This window comes from Arthrobacter sp. 49Tsu3.1M3 (assembly GCF_900168135.1).
GTDB lineage: Bacteria > Actinomycetota > Actinomycetes > Actinomycetales > Micrococcaceae > Arthrobacter.
In genome coordinates this window covers 13,843-30,822 of record NZ_FUZD01000021.1, presented here as the reverse complement: position 1 = coordinate 30,822, position 16,980 = coordinate 13,843, and the positions used below count along the sequence as shown (strand labels likewise).

General features: G+C 68.2%; 15 protein-coding genes. 11 read left to right on the top strand and 4 right to left on the bottom strand.

Annotated elements, in window-relative coordinates:
* Positions 1-44 precede the first annotated feature (44 nt).
* Positions 45-266, top strand: a complete 222-nt coding sequence (locus B5X90_RS17550) for a hypothetical protein (RefSeq protein WP_018774949.1) — start codon at positions 45-47, stop codon at positions 264-266.
* Between the two features lie 48 nt (positions 267-314).
* Here B5X90_RS17550 and B5X90_RS17545 read toward each other — a convergent pair whose 3' ends face one another.
* The gene (locus B5X90_RS17545) at positions 315-1,379 is read right to left on the bottom strand and encodes a diacylglycerol/lipid kinase family protein (RefSeq protein ID WP_079555231.1); all 1,065 of its coding nucleotides are present in this window, start codon (positions 1,377-1,379) and stop codon (positions 315-317) included.
* 78 nt (positions 1,380-1,457) lie between these two features.
* Between B5X90_RS17545 and serS the strand changes: the two genes are divergently transcribed.
* Together serS and B5X90_RS17535 are read left to right on the top strand one after the other, a co-directional pair.
* Positions 1,458-2,738 (top strand): serine--tRNA ligase, encoded by a 1,281-nt coding sequence (gene serS / locus B5X90_RS17540; RefSeq protein WP_079555230.1) that lies wholly within the window; start codon positions 1,458-1,460, stop codon positions 2,736-2,738.
* Positions 2,739-2,883: 145 nt separating this feature from the next.
* A complete protein-coding gene (locus B5X90_RS17535) occupies positions 2,884-3,819 on the top strand; it encodes an HAD family hydrolase (protein WP_079555229.1) in 936 nt (311 codons plus the stop codon).
* Between the two features lie 51 nt (positions 3,820-3,870).
* On the opposite strand, the gene B5X90_RS17530 is transcribed toward B5X90_RS17535, so the two are convergent.
* The gene (locus B5X90_RS17530) at positions 3,871-4,470 is read right to left on the bottom strand and encodes a MarR family transcriptional regulator (protein WP_079555228.1); all 600 of its coding nucleotides are present in this window, start codon (positions 4,468-4,470) and stop codon (positions 3,871-3,873) included.
* A gap of 175 nt (positions 4,471-4,645) precedes the next feature.
* Here B5X90_RS17530 and B5X90_RS17525 point away from each other — a divergent pair, with 175 nt between their 5' ends.
* A complete protein-coding gene (locus B5X90_RS17525) occupies positions 4,646-7,084 on the top strand; it encodes a phosphoketolase family protein (protein ID WP_079555227.1) in 2,439 nt (812 codons plus the stop codon).
* A gap of 16 nt (positions 7,085-7,100) precedes the next feature.
* Here B5X90_RS17525 and B5X90_RS17520 read toward each other — a convergent pair whose 3' ends face one another.
* Positions 7,101-7,853 carry a DUF429 domain-containing protein gene (locus B5X90_RS17520; RefSeq protein WP_079555226.1) on the bottom strand — a complete coding sequence of 251 codons (753 nt, stop codon included), beginning with the start codon at positions 7,851-7,853 and terminating at the stop codon, positions 7,101-7,103.
* Positions 7,854-7,953: 100 nt separating this feature from the next.
* Positions 7,954-8,445: an inorganic diphosphatase gene (locus B5X90_RS17515; RefSeq protein WP_018774943.1), complete on the bottom strand. Its 492-nt coding sequence runs from the start codon at positions 8,443-8,445 to the stop codon at positions 7,954-7,956.
* A gap of 142 nt (positions 8,446-8,587) precedes the next feature.
* On the opposite strand from B5X90_RS17515, the gene dacB reads away from it, so the two are divergent.
* From dacB to folP, 7 genes are all read left to right on the top strand, one after another.
* A complete protein-coding gene (gene dacB, locus B5X90_RS17510; RefSeq protein WP_256860312.1) occupies positions 8,588-10,081 on the top strand; it encodes a D-alanyl-D-alanine carboxypeptidase/D-alanyl-D-alanine endopeptidase in 1,494 nt (497 codons plus the stop codon).
* A 147-nt stretch (positions 10,082-10,228) separates the two neighbouring features.
* A complete protein-coding gene (locus B5X90_RS17505; RefSeq protein WP_079555225.1) occupies positions 10,229-11,380 on the top strand; it encodes a zinc-dependent metalloprotease in 1,152 nt (383 codons plus the stop codon).
* 98 nt (positions 11,381-11,478) lie between these two features.
* A complete protein-coding gene (tilS, locus tag B5X90_RS17500; RefSeq protein ID WP_179129186.1) occupies positions 11,479-12,516 on the top strand; it encodes a tRNA lysidine(34) synthetase TilS in 1,038 nt (345 codons plus the stop codon).
* 30 nt (positions 12,517-12,546) lie between these two features.
* The gene (gene hpt / locus B5X90_RS17495; RefSeq protein ID WP_018774939.1) at positions 12,547-13,098 is read left to right on the top strand and encodes a hypoxanthine phosphoribosyltransferase; all 552 of its coding nucleotides are present in this window, start codon (positions 12,547-12,549) and stop codon (positions 13,096-13,098) included.
* Between the two features lie 197 nt (positions 13,099-13,295).
* Positions 13,296-15,362 (top strand): ATP-dependent zinc metalloprotease FtsH, encoded by a 2,067-nt coding sequence (ftsH, locus tag B5X90_RS17490; protein ID WP_079555224.1) that lies wholly within the window; start codon positions 13,296-13,298, stop codon positions 15,360-15,362.
* Positions 15,363-15,371: 9 nt separating this feature from the next.
* Entirely contained in the window at positions 15,372-16,016 is a 645-nt protein-coding gene (folE, locus tag B5X90_RS17485; protein ID WP_079555223.1) for a GTP cyclohydrolase I FolE, read from the top strand.
* A gap of 11 nt (positions 16,017-16,027) precedes the next feature.
* Positions 16,028-16,969: a dihydropteroate synthase gene (gene folP, locus B5X90_RS17480; protein ID WP_079555222.1), complete on the top strand. Its 942-nt coding sequence runs from the start codon at positions 16,028-16,030 to the stop codon at positions 16,967-16,969.
* The last annotated feature ends 11 nt before the right edge of the window (positions 16,970-16,980 follow it).

The following is a 16,980-nucleotide window of genomic DNA, read 5'->3' as shown; positions in this document are numbered from 1 at the left end:
GCCTGATCCATATTGGGGAATTCCCCTACGGGAGGGAGCGGGTCATGTCAGGCACCAGCACAGAAAATGACGGCCAGGGAATGATTGTCAATCCCAAGCCGACAGCTGAAAATCAGGACTGGGACGGCGACGACGCCGACCGCGCGGACCGCCTGCGCTTCGAAGAGGAGCAGGCAATGATCCGTGAGCAGTCCGAAGCCCGGGCCGCCAAGGCTGCGGCCGAGGCGAAGAAAGCGGCAGAGGCCAAGAAGGCCGCCAGCGCCTAGCCCCTCGCCCCTGGCGCGCTGCAGCAGCACGCTCCAGGCACCGTCGGCCTAGCGCCCTACGGTGCCGTCCTTGACCCGGACCAGCAGGGATCCCGGGTCCACCTCGACGGTGAGCATCGTGGCCTCGCCGGAAGGATCGCCGTCGACCTGGGTGGGCATAGGTTCCGGGCACCGGATGGTGATCTTGCCGCACCGGTAATACGTCATGACCGGCAGGTCCTTCTTGTGCTTCAGGACGATCTTTGTGTACATGGCCAGCCAGCCGATCGCACTGCGCGGGCTCATCACCACCACGTCCAGCATCCCGTCATCGATCATGGCCTGCGGGATGAAGTCGATTCCCCCGGGGATCAGGCCGCAGTTCGCGAACAGGACGCTGCGGATCTTCCGGGCCTGCTCAGGCTGGCCATCCAGCGCGATGGAGACCTTCTTGCGGCGCCCCAGCAGGTGCCGGGCCCCGGCTTCCGTGTATGCCAGCCAGCCCACCGCCCGCTTCAGGCCGTCAAGGGTGTCGCTGACTACTTCGGCGTCCATGCCGATGCCCGCAATCACCAGGAACGTGTGTTGCGCGGACTCCCCGGTGAGGGAATTTTCCAGGGTGATCCGCGCCGTATCGATGAACCGCTGGTGCCCGAACAGGGCGGCCTGCACGTTGCCGGGCAGGTCGTTGACCTCCAGATGCACATTGCGGGCCAGGAGGTTCGCGGTGCCCAGCGGGATCACGCCCATGGCGGTGTCCGTCCCGGCGAGGACCTCCGCCACCACGCGTACGGTACCGTCGCCGCCGCCGGCCAGGACGACGTCGGCCCCGTAGGCCACCGCGGCCCGCGCCTGCGAGAAGCCGGGGTCCTCCGCGGTGGTTTCAAAGATGCGGGGCGCCGGCCATCCGGCCGCCGCGCACGAGGCTTCGATCTGGCGCCGGGCCTCGGCGGACTTGGCCTTGATGGGGTTCAGGACCACGGCCACCTTCTGGCGGCCCGGGCCCGGGCTGTGGGTTTCCTCCCATACGGCACGGCGGGTGTGCTTGACCTTCAGCCGGCGCACCCCCCACCAGCTGGAGGCGGCAAAGACCAGGGCCCCAGCGATGACGAGGTAGAGCAGCCAGTCGCGCATTGTGATCCAACAGTATCCCGCCAGTGCATGCAGGCCGGCTTGCCGGGCAACCGTGACCGGATTGGATACTCTTGTCTGGTGATCGACGTAAAAGACCTCAGCGAAAATCCGGACAAGTTCCGTGCCAGCCAGCGCGCCCGAGGCGCCGACGAATCCGCGGTGGACGCGATCATCGCTGGGGACTCTGCCCGGCGGGCAGCCCTGATCCGGTTCGAGAACCTGCGGGCCGAGCAGAATGCGTACGGCAAGAAGGTCGCCCAGGCCAAGGGCGAGGAAAAGCAGGCCCTCCTCGCCGAGGTCAAGGCTCTGGCGGCCTCCGTCAAAGCGGCGTCCGCCGAGGCCGATCTCGTCCAGGCCGCCCAGGACGAACTCCTCCGGACCATCCCCAACCTGATCGAGGACGGCGTCCCGGCCGGCGGCGAGGACGACTACATTGTGGTCAAGACCGTGGGCACGCCGCGCGAATTCCCCGACTTCGAGCCGAAGGACCACCTCGAGATCGGTGAGCTGATCGGGGCCATCGACATGGAACGCGGGGCGAAGGTTTCCGGTTCACGCTTCTACTTCCTGCGCGGCGTCGGCGCCCGGCTGGAAATGGCGTTGCTCCAGATGGCCATGGAACAGGCGATCGACGCCGGGTTCGTCCCCATGATCACGCCCACCCTCGTCCGCCCGGAAACCATGCAGGGCACGGGCTTTGACGTCAAGCACGACGCCGAGATCTACCGTCTCGCCGAAGACGACCTGTACCTCGTGGGCACTTCGGAGGTGGCCCTCGCCGGCTACCACGCTGACGAGATCCTGGACCTTTCCTCCGGCCCCATCCGCTACGCCGGCCAGAGCTCGTGCTACCGGCGCGAGGCGGGCTCGCACGGCAAGGACACCCGCGGCATCATCCGGGTCCACCAGTTCAACAAGGTGGAGATGTTCATCTACACCACGGTTGAGGACGCTGCCGCCGAGCACGCCCGCCTGCTGGCATGGGAAGAGGAGATGCTGGCCAAGTGCGAGCTCCCGTACCGCGTCATTGACACCGCCGCCGGCGATCTGGGCAACTCGGCGGCCCGGAAGTTTGACTGTGAGGCCTGGGTCCCCACCCAGGGCGCATACCGGGAGCTGACCTCGACGTCGAACTGCACCACGTTCCAGGCGCGCCGGCTGAACATCCGGGAACGGGTTCTGAACGAGGACGGTGCGCCCAAGGGCACTCGGGCTGTCGCCACCCTCAACGGCACCCTGGCCACCACCCGCTGGATCGTCGCCATCCTGGAGCACCACCAGAACCCCGACGGCTCCGTCAACGTGCCCGCCGCCCTGCAGAAGTACCTCGGCGGCATGACCGTCTTCCCCGTCCTCTAACCCACGTCCCGACCCCAGCCAGGCCTCCGATGGCCGCCGGGTAAACATCCACAGCGGGGAGATTTTGTGGGTGTTTACCGCAAGTTCACGCCTTGCTGTGGCGTGTGTCCTAGCGGCAGTCGGGGGTCTCTGCTCTACTTGTGAGATGACAACAATGACTGAATCCTCAGTCGCCGGCAACGATGACCGGCGCACCACACACCAGAACACGACAGACCAGAACACGGCAGACCAGAACACGGCGGCCCCGGCCAGCGCGGCCCGGGCGGCCAACTCCCGGAACCGCGCCGGCGACAAGATGCTGATCGCCCTGGACGTCGATGGCACCCTCGTGGACCACGACGGGCACATGTCGGTTCCTGTCCGCGAGGCCGCCCAGGCCGTGGTGGCTGCAGGCCACCACGTCATGATCGCGACCGGCCGCTCCCTCAACGCCACGTTGCCCGTCATCGAACACATCGGGATCGAGAACGGTTACGCCGTGTGCTCCAACGGCGGGGTGATCCTGCGCGTCGACTCCGGCCTGCCCGAGGGCTACGAAATCCTCCACAAGGCAACGTTTGACCCCGGGCCGGTTCTTCGCGCGCTGCGCAAGCGGCTCCCCTCGGCCAAGTACGCGCTCGAGGACGGGGACGGCAACTTCCTGTCCACGGAACGCTTCCAGGACGCCAGCTTCGGCGTCGAAGCGGTCGGCGTCGACTTCCAGACCATGCTGGAGGCAACCGCCGTGCGCGTGGTGGTCTTCAGTTCGGAGAACACGCCCGAAGAATTCAACACCGCGATCCGCCACATCGGGCTCGCCGGCGTCACGTATTCGGTGGGCTGGACGGCGTGGCTGGACATCGCCGCCGCCGGTGTCACGAAGGCCAGCGCGCTGGAACAGCTCCGCGACCGGCTCAGCATCGAAACCCACCGCACTGTCGCCGTCGGCGACGGCCGCAATGACATCGAGATGCTGACCTGGGCGCGCCGCGGCGTGGCCATGGGCCAGGCCCCCGTTGAGGTGATTGCCGCCGCGGATGAAGTGACGAAATCGGTCTACGACGACGGCGCCGCGCACGTGCTTCGCAGCCTCCTCTAAGGCCTCGAGGGCGCGGCAGGGTCGGGCGGTTCCGAGGAGGGGCCGGGACGGCTAGCGGACGTCGAGGATAAGGCTCAGGAGCCGCGCCGCAGCGGGCCGGGCCGCGTGCTCTTCGTTCCACTGGGACCGGGCCACGGCCTTGCTCACGGCCTGGGTGGTGATCCCAAGTTCCTCTGCGACCGCCTTCTGCTGACCCCGCACCCCCGGGGTGAGCAGGTCCAGTACCCGCCATTCAGCCTGGCTGCGGTCGTGCACAATGTGGCCCAGGAGGCGCAGCACGGCTTCAGCCTCTGCGGCAAGATCGGCCAGCGGCCCCTCCACGGCCACCCGGACACGGTCCTTGTGGTTCCGCAGACGATCCACCGCGCGCCGGGCATAGATCAGCCCGTGCCCGGAGGCGTCCTTGATCTGGTTCGGCAGGGGTTCATTGACCGGGCCCACGCCAATGCCCACGTACCAGCTGCCGCTGCGCAGGGCGATCATGGCCGCTTCCACCGTCTGATGCGGACAGTCCAGGATCCCTTGGACCTCGTCCTCGACGGACCGGTCAAAATCAAGGCGCGCCGGAATGTGCCGCAGGTCCTTGAGGAGCTGCGGCACGCGGTCGCCGTCGCGCCGGCTGTCGGTTTGATTGATGGTCAGCGTGAACATTCTGGATGACACACTACCTGCTGGCACTTGCGGGGCAAGTTGCCGGCGGCCGGTGACGGACCGGGGTTGTGCCCCGTCCGCCGAACGTGTTGCGATGGACCAAATGTGCCGAGGCAGGACCCACGATGCGAGGACCCCAGTGAGCAGAGACGTGAATGGAACCACCCGCACACAGATGCCGGCCGACGGCCCGGGCCTGGACAATGCGGGCCTGGACACAGGCATCCTGGACAGCGCGGCACTGGACCTGGTGGACCGCTGGTGGCGGGCGGCGAACTATGTCTCGGTGGGGCAAATCTACCTCCGGTCCAATCCGCTGCTGCGCGAACCCCTCCGCGCGGAACACACGAAGTCCAGGCTCCTTGGCCACTGGGGGACCACACCCGGACTGAATTTTGTCTATGCCCACCTGAACCGGGCCATCCGCCGGGACAGCCAGGAGATGCTCTTCATCGCCGGTCCCGGCCATGGCGGCCCCGCGGTGGTGGCCAACGCCTGGCTGGAGGGGACCTATTCGGAAATTTACGGCCACGTTGGTGACGACGAAGCCGGCCTGTCCGAGCTGTTCCGGCAGTTCTCCTACCCTGGCGGCATTCCAAGCCACGCCGCCCCGGAGACCCCCGGTTCGATCAGCGAAGGCGGCGAGCTCGGCTACTCGCTGGCACACGCGTATGGGTCTGTCTTCGACAACCCGGACCTGATCACAGCCGTCGTCATCGGCGACGGCGAAGCCGAGACCGGGCCGCTGGCTGCCAGCTGGCATTCGCACAACTTCCTGAACCCGGCCGCCGACGGCGCCGTGCTGCCCATCCTGCACCTGAACGGCTACAAGATCGCCAACCCCACGATTTTGGCCCGAATGCCCGAGGCGCAGCTGGAACAGCTGCTGCGCGGCTATGGGCACGTCCCGCACTTCGTCACCGTGGCCGATCCGGCGGACACCGCCGCGGCACACCGGGATTTCGCGGCCGCACTGGACGCCTGCCTGGCCGGGATCCGGACCATCCAGCAGCGCCACCGAAGCGGCACTGCGCAGGACGGCACTGTCCAGGACGGCGCGGCGCAGGACGGTGCGGCGCAGTGGCCGATGATCGTGCTGCGTTCGCCCAAGGGCTGGACCGGGCCCAAGACGGTGGACGGGAAGCAGGTGGAGGGCACCTGGCGCAGCCACCAGGTCCCGCTGAACGAAGTCCGCACCAATCCTGGGCACCTGAGCCAGCTGCAGCAGTGGCTCGAGTCCTACCGGCCGGCGGAACTCTTCGACGACCGCGGACGCCTGAGGCCGGAGACGGCCAGGAACGCGCCGGCCGGTGCGCTGCGGATGAGCGCAACCCCCCATGCCAACGGCGGGATCCTGCTGCGCCCGCTCAACCTGCCTGACTACCGCCGGCACGCCGTCGACGTCGCCGAACCCGGCATCGAAAGGATCAGCCCCATGGCGACGCTCGGCCCCTGGCTGCGCGACGTCATAGCGCTGAACCCCGAGATTTTCCGGCTCTTCGGCCCCGACGAGACGGCATCGAACCGGCTGCAGGACGTCTACGAGGCCAGCGACAAGGTCTGGCAGTACAGGATTGATGCGCTGGATGAGCATATTGCCCGTGCCGGGCGGGTGATGGAAGTCCTCAGCGAACACCTCTGCCAGGGCTGGCTGGAGGGATATCTGCTGACGGGCCGGCACGGGGTGTTCAACTGCTACGAGGCGTTCATCCACATCATCGATTCGATGTTCAACCAGCACGCCAAATGGCTCAAAGTCCACCGGCAGCTGCCGTGGCGCCAGCCCGTGGCCTCACTGAACTACCACTTGTCCTCCCACGTGTGGCAGCAGGACCACAACGGCTTTTCGCACCAGGACCCCGGCTTCATCGACCACGCCGTGAACAAGAAGGCCGAAATCATCCGGGTCTACCTGCCCCCGGATGCCAACACGCTGCTGGCCGTGATGGAGCATTGCCTGGCCTCCCGCGACTACGTCAACATCGTGGTCAGCGGCAAGCAGCCCTCGCCAACCTGGCTCGGGCCCGACGCGGCCTCGCATCATTGCCGCCGCGGCCTGGGCATCTGGGAGTTCGCCGGCTCCGAAGTCGCTGGTGAGGAGCCCGACGTCGTCCTGGCCTGCGCCGGCGACGTCCCGACGGTCGAAACCGTCGCCGCGGCCGAGCTCCTGAAGCAGGGGGCGCCCGGGCTGAAAGTGCGGGTGGTCAACGTGGTCGACCTCATGCGGCTCCAGGACGCCAGCGAGCACCCGCACGGGCTGACGGCCCGGGACTTCGACGGCATCTTCACGGCGGACAAACCGGTGATCTTCGCCTACCACGGCTACCCCGCGCTGATCCACCGGCTCACCTATCGGCGCACCAACCGGGAGGGCCTGCATGTGCGCGGCTACAAGGAGGAAGGCACCACCACGACCCCGTTCGACATGGCCATGCTGAACGGGATCGACCGGTTCCAGCTGGCAATTGACGCGATAGACCGGGTCCCCGGACTGTCCGGGAGGCACTCGCTGCTGCGCCAGTCCCTGCAGGACAGCCGCATGCGGGCCCGCGACCACACCCGGGAGCACGGCGAGGACCCGGCGGAGATCAGCAGCTGGTCGCTGCGGATGTGAGCAGAGCCCGCCGGGGCTAGCCCGGGAGCTCGTGCAGCCCGCCCCGGGGCAGGTGGATCCAGCCTTCTGTCAGGGCCGCCGCGGCGTGCCCGGGCCCGGGCCGCAGCGTCGCGCCGAGGGCTACGGCCCGCGCGGACAGGGAGGCGATGAGGGCATCGAACATGTCATCGGACGCCGCAAGATCGGCCCGGTACTCCGCCAGGTCCAGCCACGGCGCCTTCACGGCCAGATCCGCCACCGCTGAGAACAACTTTTCCGCCTCCGGCGCCCCGCGCCCCTTGTAGCCGCGGGCATGGATCCCCCAGAGCTTCAGCGATGCGGCCGGGTACACCTCGGCGAGCCGGCCGCTGCCGTCCCTGGCCTGCGGCCCGTATTCCCGCGCGATCTTCGCCTGGATCACCGCGCAACGCATCGCCGGGTGGGCCAGCCGGTCCGCGGAGACGCTGAGCGGGATCAGGCCGGTGGTGCCGGTGACGAAACGGTCGGTGTCACGGTAGGCGAGCAGCCGGCGGCCCTCGATCCCGTCATGGTCCAGCACCGGACGGGGTTCGAAGGTCAGGTGCCCGGCGATGAAGGGAAGAAACGCGTCCGGCCAGCCCAGGGGGGAGTCGATCCCCGTCATGGCGCTGGTGCCGAAGAGGCGGAGGATCTCCTCGTCGCCCACGTCCAACGACAGATGCGCCAGGCGCGCCGCGCCGTGGTCCCATTCGACGACGGCCACTGCCGTCTTCTTCGCGGCGGCGGCGAGGTCGACGCCGAGAGTCCGCATCACCGCGGCCCTGCCAATTTAAAGAACGCGGGGTCACCTACCGCCCGTTCCGGAACCCCGGATGGGCGGTACGTGACCCCGCGCTGGAGTGCAGGAACGGTCAGTGGCCGGCTGCCGGAACGTAACGCTTGATGGAAGCAGCCAGTTCGGCTTCGGCGGCGGCGCGGTCGCCCCAGCCCTCGGCCTTGACCCACTTGCCCGGCTCCAGGTCCTTGTAACGGGTAAAGAAGTGCTCGATTTCCTTGATCAGGAACTCGCTGACATCGCTGATCTCTTTGATGTGGTCGAACCGGGCATCGGTCGGGACGCACAGGACCTTGGCGTCGCCGCCGCCGTCGTCGGTCATGTTGAACACGCCGATCGGGCGGGACTCGACGATCACGCCGGGGTAGAGGTCGAAGTCCTGCAGGAGCACCAGCGCGTCCAGCGGATCTCCATCCTCACCCAGGGTGTTCTCGAAGAAACCGTAGTGGGTGGGGTACTGCATCGACGTGAACAGGACGCGGTCCAGGCGGACGCGGCCGGTCTCGTGGTCGACTTCGTACTTGACGCGCGATCCCTTGGGGATCTCGATGGTCACGTCATGCTTCATGGAATGCTCCTTGACGAATTCAGGGGGTGCGCGGCACGTGCATAAGGGCTGTCGGTGCCGCCGACTACTATTGAGGATATAGCGAGAGGCGCTGGTTTCAGGAACTAGTGGGGACATTTCAGGACTAAGGACCAGCTGCAGCATGAAACCGAGAACCAGTCGCGAGGGTACCGCGCCGGCGCCCGGCAGGGGTCGCAGGATTCCCGCGCTGCTGCTCCAGACCCTCCTTGTGGTGGCCCTGGCAGTGCCGGCCGGGATCGCCATCGCCCCGGCGTTCCTCGGCCATGACAGCTCCTCCGACGCCTCGCAGACAGCACCGCCCTGGCAGCAGATCCCGGCCACCCTGAGCCATCCCGGCAACAGTTCTGGGGCAGTCGGGCCCCTCAGCGTTTCCGCGCCGGTTCCGGCCGGCGCCGCCCTCGCCGCGCAGCTGAACAAGACCCTTAAGCCCGACGGCGCCGGCACCTTCACCGGCATCGTCCAGGACGCTGCCACGGGGCAGGTCCTCTTCGACCGGGCTGCCGACGAGGCCCGCGTTCCGGCGTCGAACATGAAGCTCCTCACAGCCGGCGCCGCCCTGCGTGTCCTGGGCCCCGAGCGCCGCTTCAGCACCCGCGTGCTGGCAGGGCCGACCCCCGGCTCCGTGGTCCTGGCCGGCGGGGGCGATGTCCTTCTGGGCGCCGGAGAATCGGCCCCGGGCGCCGTTCTGGGCCGCGCCGGGCTGACCACGCTCGCGAAGGCCACCATCGATGCCCTCAAAGCCGGCGGCGTCACCGGGCCGGTGACCGTCCTGCTGGATGACTCCCTCTTCAGCGGCCCCTCGCTCAGCCAGGCGTGGAGCCCCGAGGACGTCGCCGCCGGGGAGATGGCCCCCCTGTACCCGCTGGCGCTGAACTCCGCCAGGTTCGATCCCGCCAAGACCACCGGACCCCGCCCGCAGGACGCCGCCATGACCGCCGCCGAGGTGTTCGCCGCCCGGCTCACGGCGGCCGCGGAGGCCGGTGGGCTGTCCGTGGCCCCCGGCGTCGCCCGGGGCAGGCCCGGTGACGCGCCGGAGGGCGGGCACGCCAAAGTCCTGGCCGAGGTCCAGTCCGCCACGGTGGGGCAGCAGGTGGACTTAATGCTGCAGACCTCGGACAACTACCTTGCAGAGGTGATGGGACGGATGGCCGCCCTCGGCGTCGGCCGGCCCGGCAGCAGCGACGACGCCATTGCCGTCGTGCTGCAGCAGGTCCAGGACATGGGCGTTCCCACTGACTCGCTCCGGGCCGCGGACGTCTCCGGCCTGGCCCTGGCCAACCGGGTCTCGGCCCGCCAGCTCACGGACGTGGTCCGGGCCATGACCTCGGGCACAGACCCCCGGCTGCGCGCCGCCCTTAGCGGGTTCCCGGTCGCCGGGCTCACCGGCACCCTGGGGGACCGCTACACGGATGCGGCATCGGCGGCGGGCGCCGGGCTGGTCCGCGCCAAGACGGGCACACTGAACACGGTCATTGCGCTGAGCGGTTCCGTGGTCGACGCCGACGGCCGGCTCCTGGTATTTTCCTTCGTCGGCAACGGGCTGACCCCCGGCGCCGCGAACAAAGCCGCACTGGACCGCTCCGCAGCGGTCCTCGCCGGCTGCGGCTGCCGCTGACGTCGCCGGGCCGCCGGGACCCCACCCGCCGGTCTGGCACCGCCCGCGCCGGTCTGGCCCGCGCGCCGGGGTCCCGGAGCCCCGGCCGGTTCGCCGGTCAGCGAAAATTAAGGCGCATTGTCGGGCCCCTGTGATCTGATGGACCCCATGGAGTCCTCTGCAAGCCAGACATCAAGCGAGACATCAGCCAAGACGCCGAGTGGGGCATCGGCCCAGGTCCCGGATCTGATCAACTGGGAGCTCGCCGCGTCCACGGCAGCCCGGCTGACGCCGGCGGGCCCCGTCCTGGGCGGCGCCGAGATCGCCGCCGCCGTCGAAAATCTGCGGCACATGGCGGACATTTCCGTGCCGCACGTCCACCACATCACCGGCCTGGACGCCGCCCGGGACCTGCGCGACTCCGAGGTCCTGGTCGTGGACCGGGCCTCATGGGCCAAGGCCAACACGCAGAGCTTCGCCGTCATGCTCAAGCCCGCCATGGGGAAGCTGCTGGAGGGCCGCGGTTCCCTCAGCCCCGGAGCTGCCGGGGTCAGCGCCGCCATCACCGGCAGCCAGCTCGGCGCCATCCTGGCCTTCCTCTCGAGCAAAGTCCTGGGCCAGTACGATCCATTCTCCGCGTTGGCCGAAAACTCCACGGCCCCCGCTTCCGGACGGCTGCTGCTCGTCGCGCCGAACATCATCTCCGTGGAACGCGAACTGAAAGTCGAACCCGCGGACTTCCGGCTCTGGGTCTGCCTCCACGAACAGACCCACCGGGTGCAGTTCGCCGCCGCACCCTGGCTGCGGCACCACATGCTCCAGGAGATCGAGAACCTCAGCGGACTGTTGCTGGGCAATGTCGATTCCCTGATGGAACGGGCCTCGGCGGTCGCGAAGTCGCTGAAAGACCGCGCGGCACCGGGCGCCGCGCCCGGACGCGGCGCCATCCTGGACCTGCTCCAGAACCCGGAGGAGAAGGCGGCCCTGTCCCGCCTGACTGCCCTCATGAGCCTGCTCGAGGGTCACGCCAATGTGGTCATGGACGCCGTGGACGCCAGCATCGTTCCCTCGGTGAAGACCATCCGGCAACGTTTCAACGACCGCGGCCAGGACCGCGGCATGATCGAGAAATTCATCCGCAACCTGCTCGGCCTCGACGCCAAGATGCGCCAGTACAGTGACGGCGCCAAGTTCGTCCGGGAAGTGGTGGCCGCGGCCGGCATGGGAGGCTTCAACAAAGTCTGGGAGTCCGCGGAGCACCTCCCCAGCGAACCCGAGATCCACGACTCCAAGCTCTGGCTCGACCGGATGGGCCTCTAGCCGACATGACTGCCCCCGACGGCGCCGGTTCGACCTCGATTTCCAGCGGACGACGCCGGCCCGGCCGCCTCGCGCCGGTGGTCGGCACGGCACGAAAAATGCTGCAGGACGCCCTCGCCGGGGCCGGCTACCCGGACCGCGTCCTGGTCGCCTGCAGCGGCGGCCCGGACTCGCTCGCTCTCGCCGCCGTCGCCGCCTATTTCGGGCGCCGGGGTCACGTGGACGGCCATCCTGTCTCTGTCGGCGCCGTCGTCGTGGACCACCAGCTGCAGCCGGGCTCGGCCGGGGTCGCCGCCACCACGGCCCGGACCCTTGAGGAGCTCGGGCTCTCTCCCGTGACGGTCAGGACTGTCGACGTCGCCTCCAGCGGCGCGGGCCCAGAGGCCGCCGCCCGGGACGCCCGCCATGCGGCCCTTGAGGCCGCCGCGGACGAGGCAGGTGCAACCGCGATCCTGCTCGGCCACACCCTCGATGACCAGGCCGAACAAGTGCTCCTGGGCCTGGCGCGCGGGTCCGGTACCCGGTCCCTCGCCGGGATGCGGCCGGCCCGCGGCCGGCTGCTGCGCCCGTTCCTGGGCCTGCGGCGTGCGGACACCCTGGAGATCTGCCGGGTGGAGGACCTGGAACCCTGGCACGACCCGTCCAACACCGATCCCGTGTACGCGCGGTCCCGGACCCGGGTTGAGGTGCTGCCGCTGCTGGAGGACAAGCTTGGCCCCGGCGTGGCCGAATCGCTCGCCCGCACGGCCGCGATCCTTCAGCTCGACGCCGATTACCTGGAGGACGTGGCGAATGACACGTTCGAGCGGCTGCGCCAGCAGACAGGGGAGGAGATCAGCCTTCCGGAGGCCGAGCTGAGGGATCTTGCCCCGGCCGTGAGGTTCCGGGTGATCGCCAAGGCCGCCGCCGCCGTCGGAGGTCAGCAGCCCAGCTACCAGCGCCTGCTCGCGGCGGAAGCGCTCCTGCGCCGGCAGGGGTCGGCCGGCCCGGTGGAGCTTCCCGGAGCGGTCAGCGTCTACCGGCTCTCACTCGCGCAGCTCCTTGCGGCGGAGCCGTCAGCCGCCGCCGGTGTTCCCCGCGAAGCCGCCCGCTGTGGGAAGCTTGTATTCCGGCCTCAAAAGCCGCCCCGAAATTAGTCGCACCCCGCATCTACACAGGAGCCATTGGTGGATTCAAACGACGTCCAGGCAGACCTCAAACACGTTCTCTACACCAAGGAACAGATCCAGCAACGGATCACCGAACTCGCGGCGCAGATCGACAAGGACTACGAGGGCCGCGACCTCCTGATCGTCGGCGTGCTCAAGGGCGCCGTCATGGTCATGGCAGATCTGGCCCGCGCCCTGCACACCCACGTCTCCATGGACTGGATGGCCGTGTCCTCGTACGGCTCGGGCACGCAGTCCTCAGGCGTGGTCCGCATCCTGAAGGACCTCGACACCGACCTCATGGGCAAAGACGTCCTGATCGTCGAGGACATCATCGATTCCGGCCTCACGCTGTCCTGGCTCAAGACGAACCTGGAATCCCGCGGCACTGCGTCGGTGGAAATCTGCACCGCTTTCCGCAAGCCGACGGCCGCCAAGGTCAAGATCGACGTCAAGTACGTCGGCTATGACATCCCCAACGAGTTCGTGGTGGGCTATGGCCTGGACTACGCCGAGAAGTACCGCAACCTGGACTTCGTCGGCACCCTGGCCCCGCACGTCTACGAGTAGATCGTTCACGCGAAGGCACCCCGTCCGGGCCCCGGGCGGCCGGAGGCCCGGTCCCGCTACGCCCACAGGGAACTTTTGCCCTTTGCCGTGCGTGAGGTAGTGCGACGGTGTATAGCTAGAACCTGACGCAGCACCACACGCGCGCAGACCGGTCGCCGTGCACCACTACCAGGAGGGACGGGGCCAGCCCCGAACAGATGAAAGCTAAGAGTTTCTTCAAGGGCCCCGGCATCTGGATTGTCGTCGTGGTGGCCATGCTGCTGCTGGCATTTGCCACGCTTGCGCCGGGCGGCGCCAGCCGGATCGACACCGACAAGGGCCTTGAGCTGCTGACAGCAGGCGGCAAAGTTGAACAGGCAAAGATTTTTGACGCCGAGAACCGGGTGGACCTGGTCCTGAAGGACAACCTGCAGGTCGACGGGCAGGACAAGGGCAAGAACGTCCAGTTCTACTTCGTCAACGCCCGCGCCCAGGACGTCGTCAAGGCGGTCACGGACTCCAAACCGTCCGGCGGCTTCACCGACCAGCCGATCGAAAACAACTGGTTCTCCGGGCTCTTCTCCCTGCTGGTGCCCGTCCTGTTGCTCGGCGTCCTGTTCTGGTTCCTGCTCTCCCGGATGCAGGGCGGCGGGTCCAAGGTGATGCAGTTCGGCAAGTCCAAGGCCAAGCTTGTCAACAAGGACATGCCCCAGGTGACCTTCAGCGATGTCGCCGGCGCCGATGAGGCCGTCGAGGAACTCGAGGAGATCAAGGAATTCCTCCAGGAACCGGCCAAGTTCCAGGCCGTTGGCGCCAAGATCCCCAAGGGCGTGCTGCTCTACGGCCCTCCGGGTACCGGCAAAACCCTCCTGGCCCGCGCGGTTGCCGGCGAGGCCGGCGTGCCCTTCTTCTCCATCTCAGGTTCCGACTTCGTGGAAATGTTCGTCGGCGTGGGCGCGTCCCGTGTCCGCGACCTCTTCGAGCAGGCCAAGTCCAACGCGCCGGCGATCATCTTCGTCGATGAGATCGACGCCGTCGGCCGGCACCGCGGCGCCGGAATTGGCGGCGGCAACGACGAGCGCGAGCAGACCCTGAACCAGCTGCTGGTGGAAATGGACGGCTTCGACGTCAAGACCAACGTCATCCTGATCGCCGCCACCAACCGCCCCGACGTCCTGGACCCCGCACTGCTGCGCCCGGGCCGTTTTGACCGGCAGATCTCGGTCGAAGCCCCCGACCTGATCGGCCGTGACCAGATCCTGCAGGTGCACGCCAAGGGCAAACCGATGGCCACCGGCGTCGACCTCAAGGCCGTTGCCAAGAAGACCCCCGGCTACACCGGCGCGGACCTCGCCAACGTCCTGAACGAGGCCGCCCTGCTGACGGCCCGCTCCAACGCGAACCTGATCGATGACCGCGCCCTCGACGAGGCGATCGACCGCGTCATGGCGGGCCCGCAGAAGCGCAGCCGGGTCATGAAGGAACACGAACGCAAAGTCACCGCGTACCACGAGGGCGGCCACGCCCTGGTCGCGGCTGCCCTGCGGAACTCCGCCCCGGTCACCAAGATCACCATCCTGCCCCGCGGCCGTGCCCTGGGCTACACCATGGTGGTCCCGGAGAATGACAAATACTCCGTCACCCGCAACGAGCTGCTCGACCAGATGGCCTACGCCATGGGCGGCCGCGTCGCCGAGGAACTCGTCTTCCACGATCCGTCCACGGGTGCGTCCAACGACATCGAAAAGGCCACCGGAATCGCCCGGAAGATGGTCACCGAGTTCGGCATGAGCGAAAGGGTCGGCTCCGTCCGCCTCGGCCAGGGCGGCGGCGAGCCGTTCCTTGGCCGCGACGCCGGGCACGAGCGCAACTACTCGGACCAGATCGCGTACATCGTCGACGAGGAAGTACGCCGCCTGATCGACGGCGCGCACGATGAGGCCTACGCCATCCTGACCGAGAACCGGGACGTCCTGGACGAGCTCGCGCTGGAACTGCTCGAACGCGAAACGCTGAACCAGGCCGAAATCGCGCAAATCTTCACCAACATCCGCAAGCGCGACTTCCGCGACGTCTGGCTCTCCAAGGAGACCCGCACGCTCCAGTCCGCCGGACCGGTGGAGTCGCGCCGCGAAAAGGCGGAGCGTGAAGCGCAGGAGGAAGCCACCCACGCCCGGCTCGAAGAGCCCCTGGATGCCCAGCCCCCGCATGCCCAAGGAGTCGGCGGGCAGGAGTCCTTCCAGGGCGGTGCAACAGATATCGGGACTGATGGTCATCCCGGCTAGGCTTCTTCTGTGACTTCTAACTTCGACGACGACGTTCCCGCTCCCGCCGCTGCTTCGGCGGGGGACGGGGGAGCCCCGCATTCAAAGTCCAAAGTGGACCGCCCCAGGATCGAAGCGGCGGTAAGGGAAATCCTGCTGGCGATCGGTGAAGACCCGGACCGCGGCGGCCTCGTTGACACCCCGAAGCGGGTGGCCAAGGCCTACGTGGAGATGTTTGCCGGCCTGCACCACGACCCCGCCGAGATCCTGGCCACCACCTTCGACCTCGAGCACGAGGAACTCGTGCTCGTCAAGGACATTCCGTTCTATTCCACCTGCGAGCACCACCTGGTGCCGTTCCACGGGGTGGCGCATGTGGGCTACATCCCGTCCCACGACGGCAAGGTCACGGGCCTGAGCAAGCTGGCGCGGGTGGTGGACATGTTCGCCAAGCGCCCGCAGGTCCAGGAACGCCTGACCACCCAGATCGTCGAGGCCCTCGTCACGCACCTGAATCCGCGTGGCGCGATCGTCGTCGTCGAATGCGAACACCTGTGCATGTCCATGCGGGGAATCCGCAAGCCCGGCGCCAAGACCGTCACCAGCGCAGTGCGCGGGCAACTCCATGACCCGGCCACCCGTGCCGAAGCCATGAGCCTCATACTCGGAAGGTAAGAACACAGACCATGGACTCCCTAGCTGCAGCCCCGGGCACCGGCCCCGCCACTTCGCCCCTGCCCATCCTGCGCAAGCCGCGCCCGGCGGCGAAGTTCCAGGACCTGCCTACGGACCGGACACTGGTGATGGGAATCCTCAATGTCACCCCTGACTCCTTCAGCGATGGCGGAGCCCACGCGACAGCGGACACGGCGATCGCGGCCGGGCTGCGGATGTTCTACGCCGGGGCGGACATCATCGATGTCGGCGGCGAGTCCACCCGCCCGGGTGCCACGGCAGTCGGCGCTGACGAGGAACAGCGCCGGGTCCTGCCGGTCATCGAGGCCCTGGTCAAGGCCGGCGCCCTGGTCAGCATCGACACCACCCACGCCGCGACGGCTGCCGCGGCGCTGCAGGCCGGCGCCGCGATCATCAACGACGTCTCGGGCCTGACCATGGAACCGGAGATGGCCGACCTCGCCGCCCGCACCAAGGTCCCCTACATCCTCACGCACCGCCGCGGCGACGCCAGCACCATGAACTCCCTGACGGACTACCGTGACGTCGCCGGGGAAGTCGTGACGGAGCTCGCCGGCGTCCGCGACAAGCTGTACGCCGCCGGGGTCGCGCCGGAACAGATCATTGTGGACCCGGGACTGGGCTTCGCCAAGAACGACGGCCAGAACTGGGAGCTCCTGCAGCACCTGGATGTCCTGCAGGCCATGGGCCACAAGGTCCTCGTCGCCGGCTCACGCAAACGCTTCCTCGGCAGCCTGCTGACCGTGGCCGGCAAGGCCGCCCAGCCGGTTGAACGCGACGCCGCCACCGCCGCCGTCACCGCCATCAGCGCCTTCCGCGGCGCCTGGGCTGTGCGCGTGCACGACGTCGGCGCGAGCCTGGACGCCGTCAAGGTCGCCGCCCGCATGGTCCCCCCGGCGCCGGCCGGTTCCGCCGACGCCGGCACCAACTGATCCGGCCGGCA

Coding starts and splice junctions, on each gene's coding strand:
- B5X90_RS17550 (WP_018774949.1), top strand. CDS start 45: ATGTCAGGCACCAGCACAGAAAATGACGGCCAGGGAATGATTGTCAAT.
- B5X90_RS17545 (WP_079555231.1), bottom strand. CDS start 1,379: ATGCGCGACTGGCTGCTCTACCTCGTCATCGCTGGGGCCCTGGTCTTT.
- B5X90_RS17535 (WP_079555229.1), top strand. CDS start 2,884: ATGACAACAATGACTGAATCCTCAGTCGCCGGCAACGATGACCGGCGC.
- B5X90_RS17530 (WP_079555228.1), bottom strand. CDS start 4,470: ATGTTCACGCTGACCATCAATCAAACCGACAGCCGGCGCGACGGCGAC.
- B5X90_RS17525 (WP_079555227.1), top strand. CDS start 4,646: ATGCCGGCCGACGGCCCGGGCCTGGACAATGCGGGCCTGGACACAGGC.
- B5X90_RS17520 (WP_079555226.1), bottom strand. CDS start 7,853: ATGCGGACTCTCGGCGTCGACCTCGCCGCCGCCGCGAAGAAGACGGCA.
- B5X90_RS17515 (WP_018774943.1), bottom strand. CDS start 8,445: ATGAAGCATGACGTGACCATCGAGATCCCCAAGGGATCGCGCGTCAAG.
- dacB (WP_256860312.1), top strand. CDS start 8,588: ATGAAACCGAGAACCAGTCGCGAGGGTACCGCGCCGGCGCCCGGCAGG.
- B5X90_RS17505 (WP_079555225.1), top strand. CDS start 10,229: ATGGAGTCCTCTGCAAGCCAGACATCAAGCGAGACATCAGCCAAGACG.
- tilS (WP_179129186.1), top strand. CDS start 11,479: ATGCTGCAGGACGCCCTCGCCGGGGCCGGCTACCCGGACCGCGTCCTG.
- ftsH (WP_079555224.1), top strand. CDS start 13,296: ATGAAAGCTAAGAGTTTCTTCAAGGGCCCCGGCATCTGGATTGTCGTC.
- folP (WP_079555222.1), top strand. CDS start 16,028: ATGGACTCCCTAGCTGCAGCCCCGGGCACCGGCCCCGCCACTTCGCCC.